Source organism: Piscinibacter sp. HJYY11 (assembly GCF_016735515.1).
In the GTDB taxonomy this organism is placed as follows: domain Bacteria; phylum Pseudomonadota; class Gammaproteobacteria; order Burkholderiales; family Burkholderiaceae_C; genus Rhizobacter.
The window spans coordinates 1,123,845-1,141,418 of record NZ_JAERQZ010000001.1 but is presented as its reverse complement, the minus strand read 5'-3'; the positions used below and the strand labels follow the sequence as shown (position 1 = coordinate 1,141,418).

The 17,574-nt window shown below is 67.2% G+C and carries 16 protein-coding genes and 1 tRNA gene; 10 read left to right on the top strand and 7 right to left on the bottom strand.

Annotated features, from left to right (window positions below; genetic code table 11):
- Position 1: 1 nt before the first annotated feature.
- Complete coding sequence (locus tag JI745_RS05190) at positions 2-1,525, bottom strand: fumarate hydratase (protein ID WP_201804343.1); 1,524 nt, start codon at positions 1,523-1,525, stop codon at positions 2-4.
- 53 nt (positions 1,526-1,578) lie between these two features.
- Between JI745_RS05190 and nhaA the strand changes: the two genes are divergently transcribed.
- Positions 1,579-2,814: a Na+/H+ antiporter NhaA gene (gene nhaA, locus JI745_RS05185; protein WP_404932842.1), complete on the top strand. Its 1,236-nt coding sequence runs from the start codon at positions 1,579-1,581 to the stop codon at positions 2,812-2,814.
- Here the strand turns inward: nhaA and JI745_RS05180 are convergent.
- On the bottom strand, positions 2,808-3,419 hold the full coding sequence (locus JI745_RS05180) for a YqhA family protein (protein ID WP_201804341.1): 612 nt from the start codon (positions 3,417-3,419) through the stop codon (positions 2,808-2,810). The two genes, nhaA and JI745_RS05180, sit on opposite strands and share 7 nt — an antisense overlap.
- Before the next feature lie 169 nt (positions 3,420-3,588).
- Here JI745_RS05180 and acs point away from each other — a divergent pair, with 169 nt between their 5' ends.
- Complete coding sequence (gene acs, locus JI745_RS05175) at positions 3,589-5,556, top strand: acetate--CoA ligase (RefSeq protein WP_201804340.1); 1,968 nt, start codon at positions 3,589-3,591, stop codon at positions 5,554-5,556.
- A 4-nt stretch (positions 5,557-5,560) separates the two neighbouring features.
- On the opposite strand, the gene JI745_RS05170 is transcribed toward acs, so the two are convergent.
- The 3 genes from JI745_RS05170 to JI745_RS05160 all read right to left on the bottom strand — a co-directional run bounded on the left by JI745_RS05170 (position 5,561) and on the right by JI745_RS05160 (position 7,488).
- Entirely contained in the window at positions 5,561-6,334 is a 774-nt protein-coding gene (locus tag JI745_RS05170; protein ID WP_201804339.1) for a 4'-phosphopantetheinyl transferase superfamily protein, read from the bottom strand.
- A gap of 7 nt (positions 6,335-6,341) precedes the next feature.
- On the bottom strand, positions 6,342-7,103 hold the full coding sequence (locus tag JI745_RS05165; protein WP_201804334.1) for a metallophosphoesterase: 762 nt from the start codon (positions 7,101-7,103) through the stop codon (positions 6,342-6,344).
- Between the two features lie 73 nt (positions 7,104-7,176).
- Entirely contained in the window at positions 7,177-7,488 is a 312-nt protein-coding gene (locus JI745_RS05160) for a c-type cytochrome (protein WP_201804333.1), read from the bottom strand.
- Here JI745_RS05160 and JI745_RS05155 point away from each other — a divergent pair.
- Positions 7,394-7,603, top strand: a complete 210-nt coding sequence (locus JI745_RS05155) for a hypothetical protein (RefSeq protein WP_201812784.1) — start codon at positions 7,394-7,396, stop codon at positions 7,601-7,603. The genes JI745_RS05160 and JI745_RS05155 overlap by 95 nt on opposite strands.
- 14 nt (positions 7,604-7,617) lie before the next feature.
- Positions 7,618-7,875, top strand: a complete 258-nt coding sequence (locus JI745_RS05150; protein ID WP_201804332.1) for a TIGR04438 family Trp-rich protein — start codon at positions 7,618-7,620, stop codon at positions 7,873-7,875.
- Between the two features lie 63 nt (positions 7,876-7,938).
- On the opposite strand, the gene ilvD is transcribed toward JI745_RS05150, so the two are convergent.
- Entirely contained in the window at positions 7,939-9,618 is a 1,680-nt protein-coding gene (gene ilvD, locus JI745_RS05145) for a dihydroxy-acid dehydratase (protein ID WP_201804331.1), read from the bottom strand.
- Between the two features lie 139 nt (positions 9,619-9,757).
- Between ilvD and JI745_RS05140 the strand changes: the two genes are divergently transcribed.
- The 5 genes from JI745_RS05140 (at position 9,758) to JI745_RS05120 (ending at position 13,531) form a co-directional block, all read left to right on the top strand.
- Entirely contained in the window at positions 9,758-10,897 is a 1,140-nt protein-coding gene (locus JI745_RS05140; protein ID WP_201804330.1) for a beta-ketoacyl-ACP synthase III, read from the top strand.
- Between the two features lie 10 nt (positions 10,898-10,907).
- Positions 10,908-11,849: a LysR family transcriptional regulator gene (locus tag JI745_RS05135; protein WP_201804329.1), complete on the top strand. Its 942-nt coding sequence runs from the start codon at positions 10,908-10,910 to the stop codon at positions 11,847-11,849.
- A gap of 75 nt (positions 11,850-11,924) precedes the next feature.
- The gene (gene lgt / locus JI745_RS05130; protein WP_201804327.1) at positions 11,925-12,734 is read left to right on the top strand and encodes a prolipoprotein diacylglyceryl transferase; all 810 of its coding nucleotides are present in this window, start codon (positions 11,925-11,927) and stop codon (positions 12,732-12,734) included.
- Entirely contained in the window at positions 12,731-13,435 is a 705-nt protein-coding gene (gene dnaQ, locus JI745_RS05125) for a DNA polymerase III subunit epsilon (RefSeq protein WP_201804326.1), read from the top strand. Before lgt ends, dnaQ begins: the two co-directional genes overlap by 4 nt.
- Positions 13,436-13,456: 21 nt before the next feature.
- A tRNA-Val gene (locus JI745_RS05120) sits at positions 13,457-13,531 on the top strand.
- A 54-nt stretch (positions 13,532-13,585) separates the two neighbouring features.
- On the opposite strand, the gene JI745_RS05115 is transcribed toward JI745_RS05120, so the two are convergent.
- Entirely contained in the window at positions 13,586-14,281 is a 696-nt protein-coding gene (locus JI745_RS05115) for a PEP-CTERM sorting domain-containing protein (protein WP_236674907.1), read from the bottom strand.
- A 287-nt stretch (positions 14,282-14,568) separates the two neighbouring features.
- Between JI745_RS05115 and JI745_RS05110 the strand changes: the two genes are divergently transcribed.
- Positions 14,569-17,511, top strand: coding sequence for a thioesterase domain-containing protein (locus JI745_RS05110; RefSeq protein ID WP_201804324.1), 2,943 nt, complete (start codon positions 14,569-14,571; stop codon positions 17,509-17,511).
- Positions 17,512-17,574 lie beyond the last annotated feature (63 nt).

The window sequence follows — 17,574 nt, the reverse complement described above, 5'->3', positions numbered from 1 at the left end:
TTCAGGCAACAGCGACCGGGATCTTCCCGATCTTGGCCTGCCACTCCTTCGGCCCGGTGATGTGGGCCGAGGTGCCGCCGGCGTCCACCGCCACGGTGACCGGCATGTCCTTCACGTCGAACTCGTAGATGGCTTCCATGCCGAGGTCGGCGAAACCGACGACCTTGGCGGCCTTGATCGCCTTGGCCACCAGGTAGGCCGCCCCACCGACCGCCATCAGGTAGGCGCTCTTGTGCTTCTTGATCGCTTCGATGGCCACCGGGCCACGCTCGGCCTTGCCCACCATCGCGATCAGGCCGGTCTTGGCCAGCATCATCTCGGTGAAGCCGTCCATCCGCGTGGCGGTCGTCGGGCCGGCCGGGCCGACCACTTCATCGCGCACCGGGTCGACCGGGCCCACGTAGTAGATGACGCGGTTGGTGAAATCGACCGGCAGTTGCTCGCCCTTGGCGAGCATGTCCTGGATGCGCTTGTGCGCAGCATCGCGGCCGGTGAGCATCTTGCCGTTGAGCAGCAACGTGTCGCCTGGCTTCCAGCTGGCCACTTCGGCGGGCGTCAGCGTGTTGAGGTTGACGCGCTTGCTCTTGTTGTAGTCGGGCGCCCAGTTCACGTCGGGCCAGAGGTCGAGGCTCGGTGCTTCGAGGTAGGCGGGGCCTGAGCCGTCGAGCACGAAGTGCGCGTGGCGCGTGGCGGCGCAGTTGGGGATCATCGCGACCGGCTTGCTGGCCGCGTGCGTGGGGTAGGTCTTGATCTTCACGTCGAGCACGGTGGTGAGACCACCCAGGCCCTGCGCGCCGATGCCGAGCGCGTTGACCTTCTCATAGAGCTCGATGCGCAGCTCCTCGAGCTTGTTGCTCGGGCCGCGGTCGAGCAACTCGTACATGTCGATGTCTTCCATCAACACTTCCTTCGCGAGCAGCACGGCCTTCTCGGCCGTGCCACCGACGCCGATGCCCAGCATGCCCGGCGGGCACCAGCCGGCGCCCATGGTCGGCACGGTCTTGAGCACCCAGTCGACCAGGCTGTCGTTGGGGTTCATCATGACCATCTTCGACTTGTTCTCGCTGCCGCCGCCCTTGGCCGCCACGATCACGTCGACCGTGTTGCCCGGCACCACTTCCATGTGGATCACGGCGGGGGTGTTGTCCTTCGTGTTCTTGCGGGCGAAGAGCGGATCGTCGAGCACCGAGGCGCGCAGCACGTTGTCGGGGTTGAGGTAGCCCTTGCGCACGCCGTCGTTCACTGCGTCGGCGATCGAGCCCTTGAAGCCCTCCCAGCGCACGTCCATTCCGATCTTCAGGAACACGTTGACGATGCCGGTGTCCTGGCAGATCGGGCGGCGGCCTTCTGCGCACATCTTCGAGTTGGTGAGGATCTGCGCAATCGCGTCCTTGGCCGCCGGGCTCTGTTCGCGCTCGTACGCGCGTGCGAGGTGCTGGATATAGTCGGCCGGGTGGTAGTAGCTGATGTACTGCAGTGCTGCGGCGACGCTCTCGACGAGGTCTGCGTGGCGGATGGTGGTCATGGGGAGGCTCGGGTGGGCGGAAGCGCAGATTTTATCGAAGGGGGCCTGCGGTGATCACCGATGCGCTGAAGCGCTTTTTCGCGGCCGAATCGGCGGGCGGCATCGTGCTCGCCGCCGCCACGGTGGCAGCGCTCCTGCTCAGCAATTCGCCCTGGGGCATCGAATACGAAGCCTTCCGGCAACTCCCCGGCGAAGTGCGCTTTGGCAACGACGCGCTGGTGCTCGCCAAGCCGCTGATCCTGTGGGTCAACGACCTGTGGATGGCGGTGTTCTTCCTGCTCGTGGGCCTGGAGATCAAGCGCGAACTGATGGTGGGCGAACTCTCGACTTTTCGCCAGGCGCTGCTGCCGCTGGGTGCGGCGATCGGCGGCATGGCCGTGCCGGCGGGCATCTACGCGGCATTCAACTGGCACGACGCCGTGGCGCTGCGCGGCTGGGCCATTCCCGCGGCGACCGACATCGCGTTCGCGCTCGGCATCCTGATGCTGCTGGGTTCGCGGGTGCCGGCGTCGCTGAAGGTCTTCCTCACGGCGGTGGCGATCATCGATGACCTGGGCGCCATCGTCGTGATCGCCTTCTTCTACACGGCCAAGCTGTCGTGGGTGATGCTGGCCGCGGCGGGCGTGGGGGTCGTGGTGCTCTTCATGCTCAACCGTTCGGGCGTGAAGAGCGTGTTGCCCTACCTGGCGGTGGGCGTGGTGATCTGGCTTTGCGTGCTCAAGTCGGGCGTGCACGCCACGCTGGCTGGCGTGGTGACCGCGTTTGCGATTCCGCTGCAGACGGACGATGAAGACGGCCCCTCGCCGCTGGAATCGCTCGAGCACGCGCTGCACCCCTGGGTCGCGTTTGCCGTGCTGCCGATGTTCGCGTTTGCCAATGCCGGCGTGGTGTTGCATGGCCTGTCGCTCGGCACGCTGACCGAGGCGGTGCCGCTGGGCATTGCCGCCGGGCTGGTGCTGGGCAAGGCGGTCGGCGTGTTCGGCGCCTCGTGGCTGCTGGCCGTGACCGGGGCCGCCGAGCTGCCCGATGGCTCGAACCGCTGGCAGTTCTTCGGTGTGTGCGTGCTCTGCGGCGTGGGTTTCACCATGAGCCTCTTCATCGGCGGGTTGGCCTTCGAAGGCCATGGCCCCGGCTACGAGACGCAGGTCAAGCTGGGCGTGCTGGGCGGCTCATTGATCGCCGGCGTGCTGGGCACCTTGATCCTCATCCGCGCCGAGCGGCGCGGGCCCACGCGGCGCCGCCAGCAGCACCTGCGCGAGTCGAGTTTCCACCCGTCGAAGCTTCAGTGAGGCGCTGAGGCGCTCGGTGCCGAAAGGATGCGGTCCGTCCACGCGATCGCAAGCGCCGAGAACAGGAAGGCCACGTGGATGACCGTCTGGGCGATCAGCACCCGGTCGCTCAGCGCGTCGGCGTTGATGAAGGTCTTCAGCAGGTGGATCGACGAGATGCCGATGATGGCGGTGGCCAGCTTCACCTTCAGCACGGAGGCGTTCACATGGCTCAGCCACTCGGGCTGGTCGGGGTGGCCTTCGAGGTCCATGCGCGAGACGAAGGTCTCGTAGCCACCCACGATCACCATGATCAGGAGGTTGGAGATCATGACCACGTCGATCAGGCCCAGCACGACCAGCATGATGGTCGTCTCGGTCAGCTTGCCGCCTGCTGCGGCGTCGCCGGTGATGCCCACCGAGGTGTAGATGGCCTGCAGCGCGGTCTTGTCGCCCACGGCGGCTTCGATCAGATGCACGAGCTCCACCCAGAAGTGGAAGACGTACACGCCTTGCGCCAGGATGAGGCCGAGGTAAAGCGGCAGCTGCAGCCACCGGCTCGCAAAGATGAGCTGCGGCAGGGTGCGCAGACGGCGGGAGACTTGAGCGGGCTTCTGGGCGGCCATGGGGCGGGGGCGAAAGGGTTCAGGGAATGTCCGGTTGCCTGCGATTCTAGTTGTCACACCATGACAGGACGCTCGAGCGGCACAGGCCTTGCCAGAGTCGAGTAAGCCCTTCGTAAGAGCGCCCCCCTATGGTGCTGCCTGCACACCATTCCAAGGCCAGGAGACCGCGATGACCGACACCACCAAGCTCTATTCGCCACCCGCCGCCCTCGCACAAAAGGCACATGTGTCAGGCATGGCCGCCTACGACAAGCTGTGCGCCGAGGCCGCGGCCGACTACGAGGGCTACTGGGCACGGCTGGCGCGCGAGTTCGTCAGCTGGAAGAAGCCCTTCACCCAGGTGCTCAACAGCGGCGAGGCGCCGTTCTTCAAATGGTTCGAAGACGGCACGCTGAACGTCTCGTACAACTGCCTCGACAAGCAGGTGGAGGCCGGCCTTGGCGACAAGGTCGCGATCATCTTCGAGGCCGACGACGGCAAGGTCACCCACGTGACCTACCGCGAGCTGCTGGCCAAGACCTGCCGCATGGCCAACGCTTTGAAAGCGCAAGGCGTGAAGAAAGGCGACCGCGTCGTCATCTACATGCCGATGTCGGTGGAAGGCGTGGTCGCGATGCAGGCTTGCGCACGCATCGGCGCCACGCACTCGGTGGTGTTCGGCGGCTTCTCGGCGCAATCGCTGCGCGACCGCATCGAAGACGCCGGCGCCGTGATGGTGATCACCGCCGATGAGCAACAGCGTGGCGGCAAGTCCCTGCCGCTCAAGGCCATCGTCGACGAGGCGCTGAAGCTCGGCGGCTGCGAGACGATCAAGGACGTGATCGTCTACAAGCGCACCGGCGGCAAGATCGCCTGGAACGCGCCGCTCGACAAGTGGATGCACGAGCTCACCGCGTCGCAGGCCGAGACGTGCGAGCCCGAGTGGGTGGGCGCGGAGCACCCGCTCTTCCTGCTGTACACCTCCGGCTCCACCGGCAAGCCCAAGGGCGTGCAGCACAGCACCGGTGGCTACCTGCTGCATGCGGCGCTCACGACGAAGTGGACCTTCGACCTCAAGCCTGACGACATCTTCTGGTGCACCGCCGACATCGGCTGGGTCACCGGCCACACCTACATCGCCTACGGGCCGCTTGCGCTCGGCGGCACCGAGATCGTGTTCGAAGGCGTGCCGACCTTCCCGGATGCCGGCCGCTTCTGGAAGATGATCCAGGACCACAAGGTCACGATCTTCTACACCGCGCCCACCGCCATCCGCTCGCTGATCAAGGCGGCCGAGTCGAACGAGGCCGTGCACCCGAAGCAATACGACCTCAAGAGCCTGCGCATCCTCGGCTCGGTCGGCGAGCCCATCAACCCCGCCGCGTGGGAGTGGTACCACCAGCACGTGGGCGGCGGCCGCTGCCCCATCGTCGACACCTTCTGGCAGACCGAGACCGGCGGCCATGTGATCACGCCGCTGCCGGGTGCCACGCCGCTGGTGCCGGGCTCGTGCACGCTGCCGTTCCCCGGCATCCAGGCCGCCGTGGTGGATGAGACCGGCAAGGACGTGCCCAATGGGCAGGGCGGCATCCTCGTGATCAAGAAGCCCTGGCCGTCGATGATCCGCACGATCTGGGGCGATGCCGCGCGCTTCAAGAAGAGCTACTACCCGGAAGACTACAAGGGCCAGTACTACCTGGCTGGCGACGGCGCGATCCGCGACGAGAAGACCGGCTACTTCACCATCACCGGCCGCATCGACGACGTGCTCAACGTGTCGGGCCACCGCATGGGCACGATGGAGATCGAGTCCGCGCTTGTCTCGTGCACCGAGCTCGTGGCCGAGGCCGCGGTGGTGGGTCGTCCTGATGACACCACCGGCGAAGCAATCTGCGCCTTTGTCGTGTTGAAGCGCCCGCGCCCGACCGGTGATGAAGCCAAGGCGATCGCCAAGCAGCTGCGCGACTGGGTGGGCAAGGAGATCGGCCCGATCGCCAAGCCCAAGGACATCCGCTTCGGCGACAACCTGCCGAAGACGCGCAGCGGCAAGATCATGCGGCGCCTGCTGCGCTCGGTGGCCAAGGGCGAGGCGGTGACGCAGGACACCTCGACGCTCGAGAACCCGGCGATTCTCGAGCAGCTGGGCCAGGCCTACTGAGGGATCAGTTCTGCCGTGACGCGAGCAGGTCGATGGCCTGCTCGCCTTCCAACGGCACGATGCGGCGCGCGGTGAGTGCGAAGTCGGGCTGATCGCCGCGCTCCACACACAGCGCGAGCGGGTGTTCGGGCGTGGCCCACAGGTGGCGCAGTGCCCAGCGCTCGGCTGGGTCATCCAGCTCGGGCAGGGTGGCGAGCGACACCGAGCCCGGTTCGCGCAAGTCGAACGCGAACTTGTGCAGCGGGATCGACAAGCCCATGCCTCGTGCCTTGATGTAGCTTTCCTTCAGCGTCCACAGCTCGAAGAAGCGGGTGGTGTGCTGCTCGGCGGGCAGGGCCCACAGGTGCTCGCATTCGCTGGGCGCGAAGAAGCGGTCGGCGACATCGAGCAGGGCGCCCCGCGTGATGTTCTCGGTGTCGACGCCGACAGCGCGCTGCCGCGTGACCGCGAGCACCACGAGGTCGCTGGTGTGCGTGAGGTTGAACGACAGGCTTTGCGCCTCGGGTTCCGGGTTGGTGATCACCGGCTGGCCGTAGGACGTAGCCTCGAAGCGCCAGTCCTGCGGCGCAATCGGCGCGTAGCGCGACAGCACGCTGCGCACGAGGGCGCGCGTCACGCGGTAGCGGGCGCGGTCCTGCTCGAAGTAGAAGCGTTCGCCGCGTGTGCGCTCTTCCGGCGTCATCAGCGCACGGTAGCGCTCGTGCAGGAGCTCGCGGCCGGCGTCGGCGCAGAAGGCCAACCAGAGGTGGACGTCGGATCGGTCGAGCGCGAGGGTCATCGGTGGGCTATGCCTCGTAGACGCACACCAGCTCCTTCTTGGCGATGTGGGTCTCGTGCGGGTAGGCGAAAGCGTTGTTGACGAAGAGGGTGCCGTCGAGTTCCACGCGCCGGTTCACGTGGCTGTGACCGTAGACGTGCACCGCCGAGCCCAGCGCTTTCACCTGTTCGCCCAGGGCTGCGCTGCCGAGTACCGGATAGATGAAGCGCTTGTCGAGCGGGATGCGCGATGGCATCACGTCGATGCGCGGCAGGAAATGCGAGTACGACACGATGACCTCGTCGTCGGACTGCCGCTGGTAGCGGTTCATCGCCATGAAGGCCTGCGCGGTGTGATGCGACTCGTAGCCCTCGGGCCAGCGGCAGGCGCGGAAGTCGACCCAGGCCAGTCGCAGCTCTTCGCTGGGCTGGCCGAAGGAGCCGTCGTACCAGCCGAGCAGCGGAACGATGCTCAAGCGCCCGGTGTGGAATACCTCCATGCTCCCACCCGCGGCGTTCACCAGCTGGCGGACACGCTCGAACTTGCCGAAGGAGTCGACGCCAGGGCCATCGCGGCGCACCCACAGGTCGTGGTTGCCGGGCACGAACAGCACTTGGCGGAAACGCCGCGCCAGCGTCTCAAGGCAGGCCTGCAGCCGCTCCACATGGTCGGAGACATCGCCGGCGACGATGAGCACGTCGTTCTGGTAGTCCACGAGCGAGAGCTCCTGCACCCAGCGGGCGTTGGGCTCGTAGTCGACGTGGAGATCGGAAATCGCGAAAACGCGCATGAGCGGAAGTGTGGGGCCAAATGACGAAGGCCCCGCGAGCGGGGCCTTGTCGAGAGACGAAGAGATCAGCCGATCACTTCTTCTGCGCCAGGATCCAGGTGACCAACTGCTTGGCCTCGGCGTCGCTCACCGCGGTGTTGGCGGGCATCGGCACGGGGCCCCACACGCCAGCGCCACCCTTGATCACCTTCACCGAGAGCTTCTCGACGGCGTCCTTCTGGCCGGCGTACTTGGCCGCGACGTCCTGGTACGAGGGGCCGACCACTTTCTTGTCGGTGGCGTGGCAGGCCATGCAGTTCTTCTTCTGGGCCAGATCGGCGTTGGCAAAAGCCGGGCCAGCGACGAGCGCGGAAGCGGCAAAAATCATGGAAAGCAGCGACTTCATGGGTTCCTTTCGGGTGCCGAAGACGGGTGGGGTGAATTACATTTCCAGCACTGCCGGAATCAACGCATTCTACGGGCCGCACGTTGACAGCCCGGGCGTGACGGCCAAAGCCTGACGTGAGGTCTTTGCATGTATTTCGTGGTCCTCGGCGTGCTATTGCTGGTGATGAAAGTGGCCGAATTCGGCCCGGTCGGCCTGTGGTCATGGTGGGCGGTGCTGTGGCCTTGGGCCGCAGCCGTGGCCTGGTGGGCGTGGGCCGATGCGACCGGCTACACCAAGCGCCGCGAGATGGACAAGATGGACGAGCGCGTGGCCAAGCGCCGCGTGGAAAACCTCGCCAACCTCGGCATGGACCACCGCGGGCGCCGCGGCAAGGCCAAGAAGTAAGGCCGCATCCCCAAAAAACAAGCGGCCCCGCAGGGCCGCTTTTTCATGCTCGCCTGAGAGGCGTCAGTCGAACTTGTCGAGCACCGCGCCCGAGCTGGCGCTGGAGGCGTTCTTGGCGAACTTTGCCAGCACGCCGCGGGTGTAACGCGGGGCCGGGCGCTTCCACGCCGCACGGCGCTTCGTCAGTTCTTCCTCGGGCACGTTGAGCTGCAGCACCAGGGTCTTCGCGTCGATGGTGATCGAGTCGCCTTCATGCACGAGGGCGATGTTGCCGCCTTCGTAGGCTTCGGGCGCCACGTGGCCCACCACCATGCCCCAGGTGCCGCCGGAGAAACGGCCGTCGGTGATCAGGCCCACCGATTCGCCCAGGCCCTGGCCGATGAGTGCGCCGGTCGGGGCCAGCATCTCCGGCATGCCGGGGCCGCCCTTCGGGCCGAGGTAGCGCAGCACCATCACGTCGCCCGCCTTGATCTGGTTGGCCATGATGGCGGCGAGCGCGGATTGTTCGTCGTCGAACACCCGCGCCGGGCCGGTGATCGTCGGGTTCTTGAGGCCGGTGATCTTGGCGACGCAGCCTTCGGGGCTTAGGTTGCCCTTGAGGATGGCGAGGTGGCCTTCGGCGTAGATCGGGTCCGACACCGGGCGGATCACCTTCTGCTCCTTCGAGAGCGGCGGCACGTCGGCCAGGTTATCGGCAACGGTCTTGCCGGTGATGGTGATGCAGTCGCCATGCAGCAGGCCGGCGCTGAGCAGCTCTTTCATCACGGCGGGAATGCCGCCCGCGTGGTGCAGGTCGATCGCGAGGTACTGGCCGCTGGGCTTCAGGTCGCACAACACGGGGGTGCGGCGGCGGACGCGCTCGAAGTCGTCGATGGTCCACTCAACGCCTGCCGCATGCGCGATGGCGAGGAAGTGCAGCACCGCGTTGGTGGAGCCGCCGGTCGCCATGATCACGGCCACTGCGTTCTCGATCGCCTTCTTGGTGACGATGTCGCGCGGCTTCAGGTCGGCCTTCACCGCCTCGACCAGCACCTGCGAGGCACGGGTCACCATGGCCACGATCTCTTCTTCCACGTTGGCCATGGTCGACGCGTAGGGCAGCGACAGGCCGAGCGCCTCGAACGACGAGCTCATCGTGTTGGCGGTGTACATGCCGCCGCACGAGCCGCTGCCGGGGATGGCGCGGCGCTCGATCTGGCAGAAGTCTTCCTCGCTCATCTTGCCGGCGCTGAATTGGCCGACGGCTTCGAAGACGCTGACGATGTTGAGGTCCTGGCCCTTGTACTTGCCGGGCAGGATGGTGCCGCCGTAGATGTAGAGCGAAGGCACGTTGGCGCGCAGCATGCCCATCATGCCGCCCGGCATGTTCTTGTCGCAGCCGCCGATCACCATGACGCCGTCCATCCACTGGCCGCCGACGCAGGTCTCCACGCAGTCGGCGATGACCTCACGCGACACCAGCGAGTACTTCATGCCCTCGGTGCCCATGGCCATGCCGTCGCTGATGGTGGGCGTGCCGAAGATCTGCGGGTTGGCGCCGGCCTGCTTGATGCCGACCACCGCCGCATCGGCCAGGCGCTGCAGGCCCGAGTTGCACGGCGTGATGGTCGAGTGGCCGTTGGCGATGCCGATCATCGGCTTCTTGAAGTCGCCCTCCTGGTAGCCCAGGGCGTAGTACATGGAACGGTTGGGCGCGCGGGCCACGCCTTCGGTGATGTTCTTCGAGCGACGGTTGGAGCTCATGTGACTTTCCTGGCGGTATGCGGGGAGGGCGGCAGTATCTCGTCGCAGCTGGTCGCCGTCCAATATATATAAAATGGATCGGTGATATGCCTCTCATATCGAGAGCGCTTTGGTTTGGCAATTCGCTACTAGCTTCTTCATGTCATCGCAGAACGTCTACGTCACAGGAATTTCCCACTACCTGCCGAACCGCCCCGTAGAAAACGATGCGATGGAGGACTACCTCGGCCTGATCGGCGGCAAGTCGTCCCGCACGAAGGCGATCGTCCTGCGTAACAACGGCATCACGCAGCGCTACTACGCGCTTGAAAAGGGCGGCCAGCCCACGCATACCAATGCGTCGATGACGGCCGCGGCGATCCAGCCGCTGATCGACGACCGCTTCCGCGCACAAGACCTGCAGCTGCTCGCCTGCGGCACTGCGTCGCCCGACCAGCTGGTGCCCTCGCATGCGGCGATGGTGCACGGCCTGCTGCCGGCGCCGAATCTGGAGATCGCGTCGTTCGCCGGCTCGTGCGCCGCGAGCATGCAGGCGCTCAAGCTCGCGCAGATGTCGATCGCCACCGGCAGCACCGCCAATGCGGTATGCACCGGCAGCGAGATGCTGTCGCACTGGATGCTGGCCAAACACTTCCAGCCCGAGATCGACCGGGAACGGCAGCTCAATGCCAATCCGATGCTCTCGTTCGACAAGGAATTCCTGCGCTGGATGCTCTCGGACGGCGCCGGCGCCTTGCGGCTTGAAAACCAGCCGCGTGGCGCGAAGCCATTGAAGCTCGAATGGATCGACGTGCGCTCGTACGCCAACGAAGCCGAGACCTGCATGTACGTCGGTGCCGAGAAGAGCAAGGACGGCGAGCTTCGTGGCTGGAGTCGCTTCGAGCCCGAGGAGTGGCTGGCCCGCTCGATCTTCTCGGTCAAGCAGGACACGCGGCTTCTGAGCGAACGCATGATCAAGCACGGCATCCAGTTCGCGCTGGACGTGGCGCGCAGGCGCGACTTCGATGTGGCGACGATCGACCACTTCCTGCCGCACCTGTCGTCCGAGCTTTTCCGCGAGCCCATGTACCAGGGCCTGCGCGATGCCGGCCTGCACATCCCAAGGGACAAGTGGTTCACCAACCTCGCCCAGGTGGGCAACGTGGCCACGGCCTCGTTCATCCTGATGCTGGAAGAGCTGGTGCGCACCCGTGACCTGAAGTCGGGCCAGCGCATCATGGTCTTCGTGCCCGAGAGCGCGCGTTTCTCGTACGCCGCGGCGTTGCTGACGGTCTGCTGAGAGCCCCGTCATGAGCGACAACGCCCAGATCGAGCTGCGTGTGTGGCGCCAGTTCCTGGTGCTGGCGGAAGTCTTGCACTTTGGCCGCGCGGCCAAGCAGCTCAACATCACGCAGCCGCCGTTGACCCTTGCCATTCAGCAACTCGAAGCGCGCCTCGGTGTGCCGCTCTTCGAGCGCACGCGCCGGCAGGTGTCGCTCACGCCGGCGGGGCAGGCGTTGGTCGAGCCGGTGCGGCAGTTGCTGCAGCAGGCCTCGGCGCTGTCGTCGATCGCGCGAACGGTGGGGCAGGGCGCGATCGGGCGCCTGCGATTGGGTTTCGTGTCGACCGTGGGCTTCGGGCCCTTGCCGGGCTGGCTGCGCGGCTTTCGCGACATCGAGCCCGGCATCGAAGTGGTGCTGCGCGAAGCGACGACCGACGTTCAACTGCGTGCGTTCGAGCTGGGCGAAGCCGATGCCGGCTTCGTGCTGCATGCACCCGGCATCGTGCCGGAAGGCAGCGGGCAGGGCCTGTCGCGGCTGTCGGTGAGCGTCGAGCCGATGGTGCTCGCGGTGCCGGAGGCCTCGCCGCTCACCACGGCGCGGCGGCTCACCCTGTCGCAGATCCTCGCGCAGCCGCTGATCATCTTCCCGCGGGAGATTGCACCTTCCTTGTACGACGCGGTGCTCGCGTTCTACCACCGCCACAGCGCGTCGCTCGTGATCGCCCAGGAAGCGATCCAGATGCAGACGATCGTCAACCTGGTGTCTGCGGGTCTGGGCCTGGCGTGGGTGCCGCAGTCGGTGACGACCTTGCAGCGGCCGGGCGTGGTCTACCGTCGCCTGCCGGTGGCGCTCGGGGCGATGGCGCCCCGCGCGGAGACGAGCCTCGTGTGGCCCTCGGACGCCGGCCCGGTGGTCACGCGCTTCGTCGACTACGTGCAGCGCACCTTGCACGAGGCCGAGCCGGCCTGATCCGCGCGCTGCGTCGCAGGTCGCTGCGGCGCCTGCGGTATCGTTCGCTGCTTTCCGCTTCCGACTCGCCGGTCCATGCTCACCCATCCGCAGTTCGACCCTGTCGCCCTCCAGATCGGCCCCGTCGCCATCCACTGGTACGGGTTGACCTACCTGGTCGCCTTCGGGCTCTTTCTCTGGCTGGCGTCGGTCCGGGTGAAAAAGCCCTGGTTCGCCAATGCCGGCTGGTCGCGCCGCGATGTCGAAGACCTCCTGTTCTACGGCGTGCTCGGTGTGGTGATCGGCGGGCGGCTGGGCTTCGTGCTGTTCTACAACCTCGGCCACTACCTGCAGAACCCGCTCGAGATCTTCGCGGTGTGGAAGGGCGGCATGTCGTTCCACGGCGGCATGCTGGGCGTGGGGGCAGCACTGGCCATCTACTCGTGGACGCACAAGCGGCCGGTGCTGCAGACCTTCGACGTGATCGCCCCGTGCGTGCCCACGGGCTTGGCGTCGGGACGCATCGGCAACTTCATCAACGGCGAGCTGTGGGGCCGCTTCGCCGACCCGAGCCTGCCCTGGGCGATGGTGTTTCCGCAATCGGGCACCGAGCAGCCGCGCCACCCGTCGCAGCTGTACCAGTTCGCGCTCGAAGGCGTCCTGCTTTTTGTCTTCCTCTGGTTTTACGGCCGCAAGCAGAGGGCCCCTGGGCAGGTGGCGGCGGCCTTCGTGGTCGGCTATGGCGTATGCCGCTTCATCGCCGAATATTTCCGCCAGCCTGACAAGGGCCTCGAGAACCTCCCGCTGGGCTTGAGCATGGGCCAGTGGCTGTGCGTGCCGATGTTGCTCGGCGGCGCGCTCTGGTGGTGGTGGGCGGGTCAGCGCGAGCAGAAAGCCAAGGCATGAGACAGATCTTCTTCGACACCGAAACCACCGGCCTCAGCCCCGAGTCGGGCGACCGCATCATCGAGATCGGCTGCGTGGAGATGGTCAACCGGCGGCTGACCGGCAACAACAAGCACTTCTATCTCAACCCCGAGCGGCCCAACCACGAAGACGCGGTCAAGATCCACGGGCTGACCGATGAATTCCTGGCCGACAAGCCGCTCTTCGCGTCCATCGCCGACGAGTTGCTGGAGTACCTGGCCGGTGCCGAGGTCATCGCCCACAACGCAAGCTTCGACGTGGGCTTCTTCAACGAGGAGCTGAAGCGCCTGGGTCGCGGCAAGTTCACCGAGCACGTCGGCAGCGTCACCGACACGCTGGTGATGGCGCGCGAGATGTTCCCTGGCAAGTCGAACTCGCTCGACGCCCTGTGCAAGCGCCTGGAGGTCGACAACTCTAACCGCACGCTGCACGGCGCGCTGCTCGACGCAGGCCTGCTTGCCGAGGTCTACATCAACATGACCCGCGGCCAGGACTCGCTGGTCATCGACGCCACCGAGGCGGCCCAAGCCGACCTGGTGCTGGCGGCCATCGACTTCAGCCAGTTCGAGCTGCCCGTGCTCGTGGCCAACGATGAAGAAATCGCGGCGCACGAGGGCATCCTCGCCGAGCTCGACAAGTCTTCCGGCGGCAAGACGGCGTGGCGTGCGCTTGTGGCATAATCTGCGGCTTCCCGTCGGATTGGGCGGTTAGCTCAGCGGTAGAGCACTGCCTTCACACGGCAGGGGTCGCAGGTTCGAACCCTGCACCGCCCACCAGTCCACCGGATGAACGCAAAAAAACGGCACCCGCGGGTGCCGTTTTGCTTTTGGTCATGCGGGTCTGGGCGTGCGGGAGCGTTGGCGGCGTGACGCCGCGCCGACCGCGCCAAGCCCGAGGAGCATCAGCGCATAGGTCTGTGGTTCAGGCACCGGGGCGGCGATTGCCGTGACGGCCGTGCCCACGTCGCCGTTGCGCACGGCAAGCACATAGCCGGTGATGAGGCTGGTTTCGTTGGACAGGACGCTTCTGCCGGTGGTGATGTTCCGCAGCTCCTGCCACGCCATGTCCGAGGTCCAGCTGAGGTAGTTCCCGTTCATCACGTTCGAGAACAGGCCGGTCACGCCGGCCAGGAACGACAGCTCGCTCGGGAACTGCCCGTACAGCGGCGCGGACTGGATGCAGGCCAGGGGACACGAGGCGCTCGGCACATAGCCCTCGGGTATGACGCGCTCCGGCAGGCGCCAGTCGCTCACCGATCCCACCACCAGCGAGTCGACCCAGCTGATGGCCGTGCTCAGGCGGAGCTGCCCCGAGGCAAGGACGCCGCCCATGAAGCTGCGCGGGTCTCGATCGGCGGGGCCGCCCAAGGTGGCGTAGAGGTTGGCATCGGCCAGCCACGTCAGGTCGTGGGCGCTGTCGTAGAAAGCGTCGGTGACGCCGTCACCGGTGAGGTCGCGCGCCTGGAACGTTTGAGCCTGTGCTGTGCAGGCCAGCAGCGCGAAAGCGATGGCAGCGATTCTTTTCATGTTTTCCTCCTTGTGGTGCGCGGAATGTAGAGGGAGCCCGAAAAGGGCTAACACCCCCGAGGCACGGGGTCGCCAGGGCGGCCTCGGGATCTCGTTCGCAGTTTCCCAGGGGAGCAGGCCTGTCACCGTGTCGTGGCATAGCAAGAACTGACCATGCCCGTGGCCACGGTGCGTGGCGGTCCCGCGACATGTCTGTAGGCCATTGCCTACAAGAAATTGGCGACCCCGCCGCTGGCAATCTGCGCGCCCGCGTCCGATGCTCGCGGTGCAATTTTCAAGGAGCAGGCATGGCAGGCGAGTCGGGGCTGGGCGCGTTGGCCGCGTCGCGCGGCGTGGCCGCGCCCGCCGCCCATGCCGATGCGTTCTGGCAGGCCTGCTGGCGCAATGCCCGGTTGATCGCAAGCGGAGACGAACGCCGCCTTCACGACGACCAGGGCCACTACTTCCCGGGGCTGAAGCTCAACTTCACCGAAAACCTGCTGGCCGGTGACGGCCAGCGCGACGACGCGATCGCGGTCGTCACCTGCCTGGCCGACGGCAGCCTCGAGCGCACGAGCCGTGCCGAGCTGCGCCGGCGTGTGGCCCGCCTCGCGGAGGCGCTGCGCCAGGGCGGTGTGGCCGAAGGCGATCGTGTGGTGCTGGTGCCCCGCAGCGATGCACGTGCCGTGGTCGCGGTGCTGGCCGTGGCTGCCGTCGGTGCGAGCCTCGCGCTCGCTTCACCGGAAATGGGCCCTGCGCTGATGAGCGCCCGGTTCAAGTCACTCGCCCCCCGGCTGCTGCTCGCCCATGCCGGGACCATGACGCACGACACCGGCCTGCCGCTGGCGGAACGCGTGGCGCAAGTCGTGCAGGCGCTGCCATCGCTGGAGGCGGTGATGGTGCTGGACGATGCGTCCGCGCAGCTGCCGCCGCTCGGGCTGCCGGTGATGGACCTCTCCGCGGCCTTGGCCAGCGTCCCCGACATTCACGAGCCCGACGCCTGGCCGCGGTTCCCGTTTCACCAGCCGCTCTACATCACCCGCACGGCAGGGGCCGACGGGCAGCTGGAATCGCTGGTGCACGGGGCGGGCGGGGTGTTGCTCGAGCACGTCAAGGAGCACCGGTTGCACCTGGGGATGGACGGCCACAGCCGGGTGTTTGCCCCGGCCTCGGTCGCCTCGCCCCTGTGGCTGTGGCAGCTGTCGAGCCTGGCCAGCGGCGCCTGCATCGTGCTCTACGACGGCCCGGTGCGCGACGCACGCACGCTGTGGCGCGTGGCCCAGGAAGGTGGCGCCACGATCTTCGTGGCCCATGCGTCCTACCTCCGCCTGGGCGAACACGCCGACCTGGCCCCTGGCCGCGAGTTCGGCCTGAGCGCGCTCCAGTCGGTGTTCTACACAGGCATGACGCTCGACGACGCCGCGGCCCGCTGGGTGCATGACAAGGTCAAGCCCGTGCCGCTGCAGGCGCTGTGCATGAGCCCCGACCTGCTCGGTTGCCTGCTGCTGCAGCGTGCCGGGCCGGCGCTCGACCATGACGACAACCACAGCCTGGGCCTGGGCGTGCGGGTGGCCGACCGCGGCAACGGGCTGGAAGGCGAACTCGTCTGCCATGCGCATTTCCCGTCACGGCCGCTGGGCTTCCTCGACGACCCGCACGGCACGCGCTTCCATGAGACCTACCTGAAGCGCACACCTGGCGCCTGGTCGAGCGGCGAGCGGGTGGAGCGGGCGGCCGACGGCGCGCTCTTGCAGCGCGGCCGCGTCGACGGGCTCATGAACGTGCGCGGGTCGCTGATCGCGCCGGCCGAACTGCTGCCCCTGCTGCGCGAGTTCCCGGAGATCCGTGAATCGACTGTGGTCGAGCAGCAGCAGACGGGCCAGCTCGGCGAAGGCCGTGCCGTGCTGCTGCTGGCGCTTCGCGAAGGCGCGAGCCTCGACGGCTCCTTGATCGCCCGCATGCGCCGCCGCTTTGCCGAAGCCGCCTCGCCAGCGCACGTGCCCGACCTCGTGCTCCAGGTGCCCGAGCTGCCACGCCTGACGGATGGCAGCGTGTGCGTGGCGGCGCTGCGCGACGTGGTCAACGACCGCCCCGTGGTCGACATGCGGCGCCTGCTCAACCCCGGCTCCCTGCGCGCCCTGCGCGGCGAGCCGACGTTGCGCATCCCCACCGTCCCGGCCGGACCGTTGCCACCGCCGCCCGCGCCCGGCTGGCGCTCGCGCCAGGACCACGAGGCCTACCTGCAGGCGCTGTGGGAAAAGATCTTCGGCTTCTCGCCCATCGGCCTGGACGACGACTTCTTCGAGATTGGCGGCCACTCGCTGCTGGCCGCCCGCATCTTCACCGACATCCAGTTGTCCACCGACCAGCGCCTGGCGCCCAGCACGCTGCTCAAGGCGCCGACCATCCGGCAGCTGGCAGCGGTGATGGACCAGGCCGCGTGGGACCTGCCCGTGCCGCTCGTGCAACTGCGTCCCGGCAGTGGGCGGCCGTTCTTCCTCGTGCACAGCCTGGCCGGCACCTTCCTCGAACTGTGGGCGGTGCTGCGTGCGCTCGACACCCAGCGCGCCGTGTACGGACTGCAGGCGCGGGCGGTGGGCGACGAGAACGCGCCCTACGTCAGCGTGCGCGAGATGGCCACCGACTACATCGGCCACATGCGGCGCGTGCAGCCCGAGGGGCCGTATGCCGTGGGCGGCTATTCCTTCGGCGGGCTGGTGGCCTACGAGATCGCCCAGCAGTTGAGCCGCGCCGGCGAGACGGTCGAGCTCGTGACGCTGATCGACACCCACGTGCACGGCCGCTACCTGCCGCTGTGGGAATGGGCGCGCTACTGCTCCGGCTGGCTGAATGTGACCTGGGGCCGGCTGCGCTCGCTGCCCCTGCGCGGCCAGATCGACTACCTGCACAAGAAGGCGATGGTGCTGAGCGACCGCTGGCGCGTGGCCCTCGGGCTCACCCCCAAGCACCCCGAACTGGTGGGCGACGTGCTGAAGGAAGCCAACCTGCCGCCGGCCCTGCGCCGCACGCGTGGCGCGATGCTCGTGGCACTGCGCGAGTACCGGCCCGAGCCCTATGGAGGGCGGGTGGTCTTCCTGCGCGCATCGCGGCCCAGCCCCGGCGACCCGTTGCCGGTGTGGCGCAAGGTCGCTCGCCGGCTGGAGATCGACGTCACCCCCGGCGACCACGACGAGATGATCAGCGGGGCCAACGCCAAGGCGCTGGCCGTGGCGCTGGCGCGTCATCTCTAGGCCCCCGAAACGGCCTGTCACAGGGGCGTACGCCGGCCGGGCGCCCGTCGTCCTGTACCCTTG

Excerpts from the sequence above, each read along its gene's own strand:
- JI745_RS05190 (WP_201804343.1), bottom strand. The coding sequence starts at position 1,525 with ATGACCACCATCCGCCACGCAGACCTCGTCGAGAGCGTCGCCGCAGCA.
- JI745_RS05180 (WP_201804341.1), bottom strand. The coding sequence starts at position 3,419 with ATGGCCGCCCAGAAGCCCGCTCAAGTCTCCCGCCGTCTGCGCACCCTG.
- acs (WP_201804340.1), top strand. The coding sequence starts at position 3,589 with ATGACCGACACCACCAAGCTCTATTCGCCACCCGCCGCCCTCGCACAA.
- JI745_RS05170 (WP_201804339.1), bottom strand. The coding sequence starts at position 6,334 with ATGACCCTCGCGCTCGACCGATCCGACGTCCACCTCTGGTTGGCCTTC.
- JI745_RS05165 (WP_201804334.1), bottom strand. The coding sequence starts at position 7,103 with ATGCGCGTTTTCGCGATTTCCGATCTCCACGTCGACTACGAGCCCAAC.
- JI745_RS05155 (WP_201812784.1), top strand. The coding sequence starts at position 7,394 with ATGCAGTTCTTCTTCTGGGCCAGATCGGCGTTGGCAAAAGCCGGGCCA.
- JI745_RS05160 (WP_201804333.1), bottom strand. The coding sequence starts at position 7,488 with ATGAAGTCGCTGCTTTCCATGATTTTTGCCGCTTCCGCGCTCGTCGCT.
- JI745_RS05150 (WP_201804332.1), top strand. The coding sequence starts at position 7,618 with ATGTATTTCGTGGTCCTCGGCGTGCTATTGCTGGTGATGAAAGTGGCC.
- ilvD (WP_201804331.1), bottom strand. The coding sequence starts at position 9,618 with ATGAGCTCCAACCGTCGCTCGAAGAACATCACCGAAGGCGTGGCCCGC.
- JI745_RS05140 (WP_201804330.1), top strand. The coding sequence starts at position 9,758 with ATGTCATCGCAGAACGTCTACGTCACAGGAATTTCCCACTACCTGCCG.
- JI745_RS05135 (WP_201804329.1), top strand. The coding sequence starts at position 10,908 with ATGAGCGACAACGCCCAGATCGAGCTGCGTGTGTGGCGCCAGTTCCTG.
- lgt (WP_201804327.1), top strand. The coding sequence starts at position 11,925 with ATGCTCACCCATCCGCAGTTCGACCCTGTCGCCCTCCAGATCGGCCCC.
- dnaQ (WP_201804326.1), top strand. The coding sequence starts at position 12,731 with ATGAGACAGATCTTCTTCGACACCGAAACCACCGGCCTCAGCCCCGAG.
- JI745_RS05115 (WP_236674907.1), bottom strand. The coding sequence starts at position 14,281 with ATGAAAAGAATCGCTGCCATCGCTTTCGCGCTGCTGGCCTGCACAGCA.
- JI745_RS05110 (WP_201804324.1), top strand. The coding sequence starts at position 14,569 with ATGGCAGGCGAGTCGGGGCTGGGCGCGTTGGCCGCGTCGCGCGGCGTG.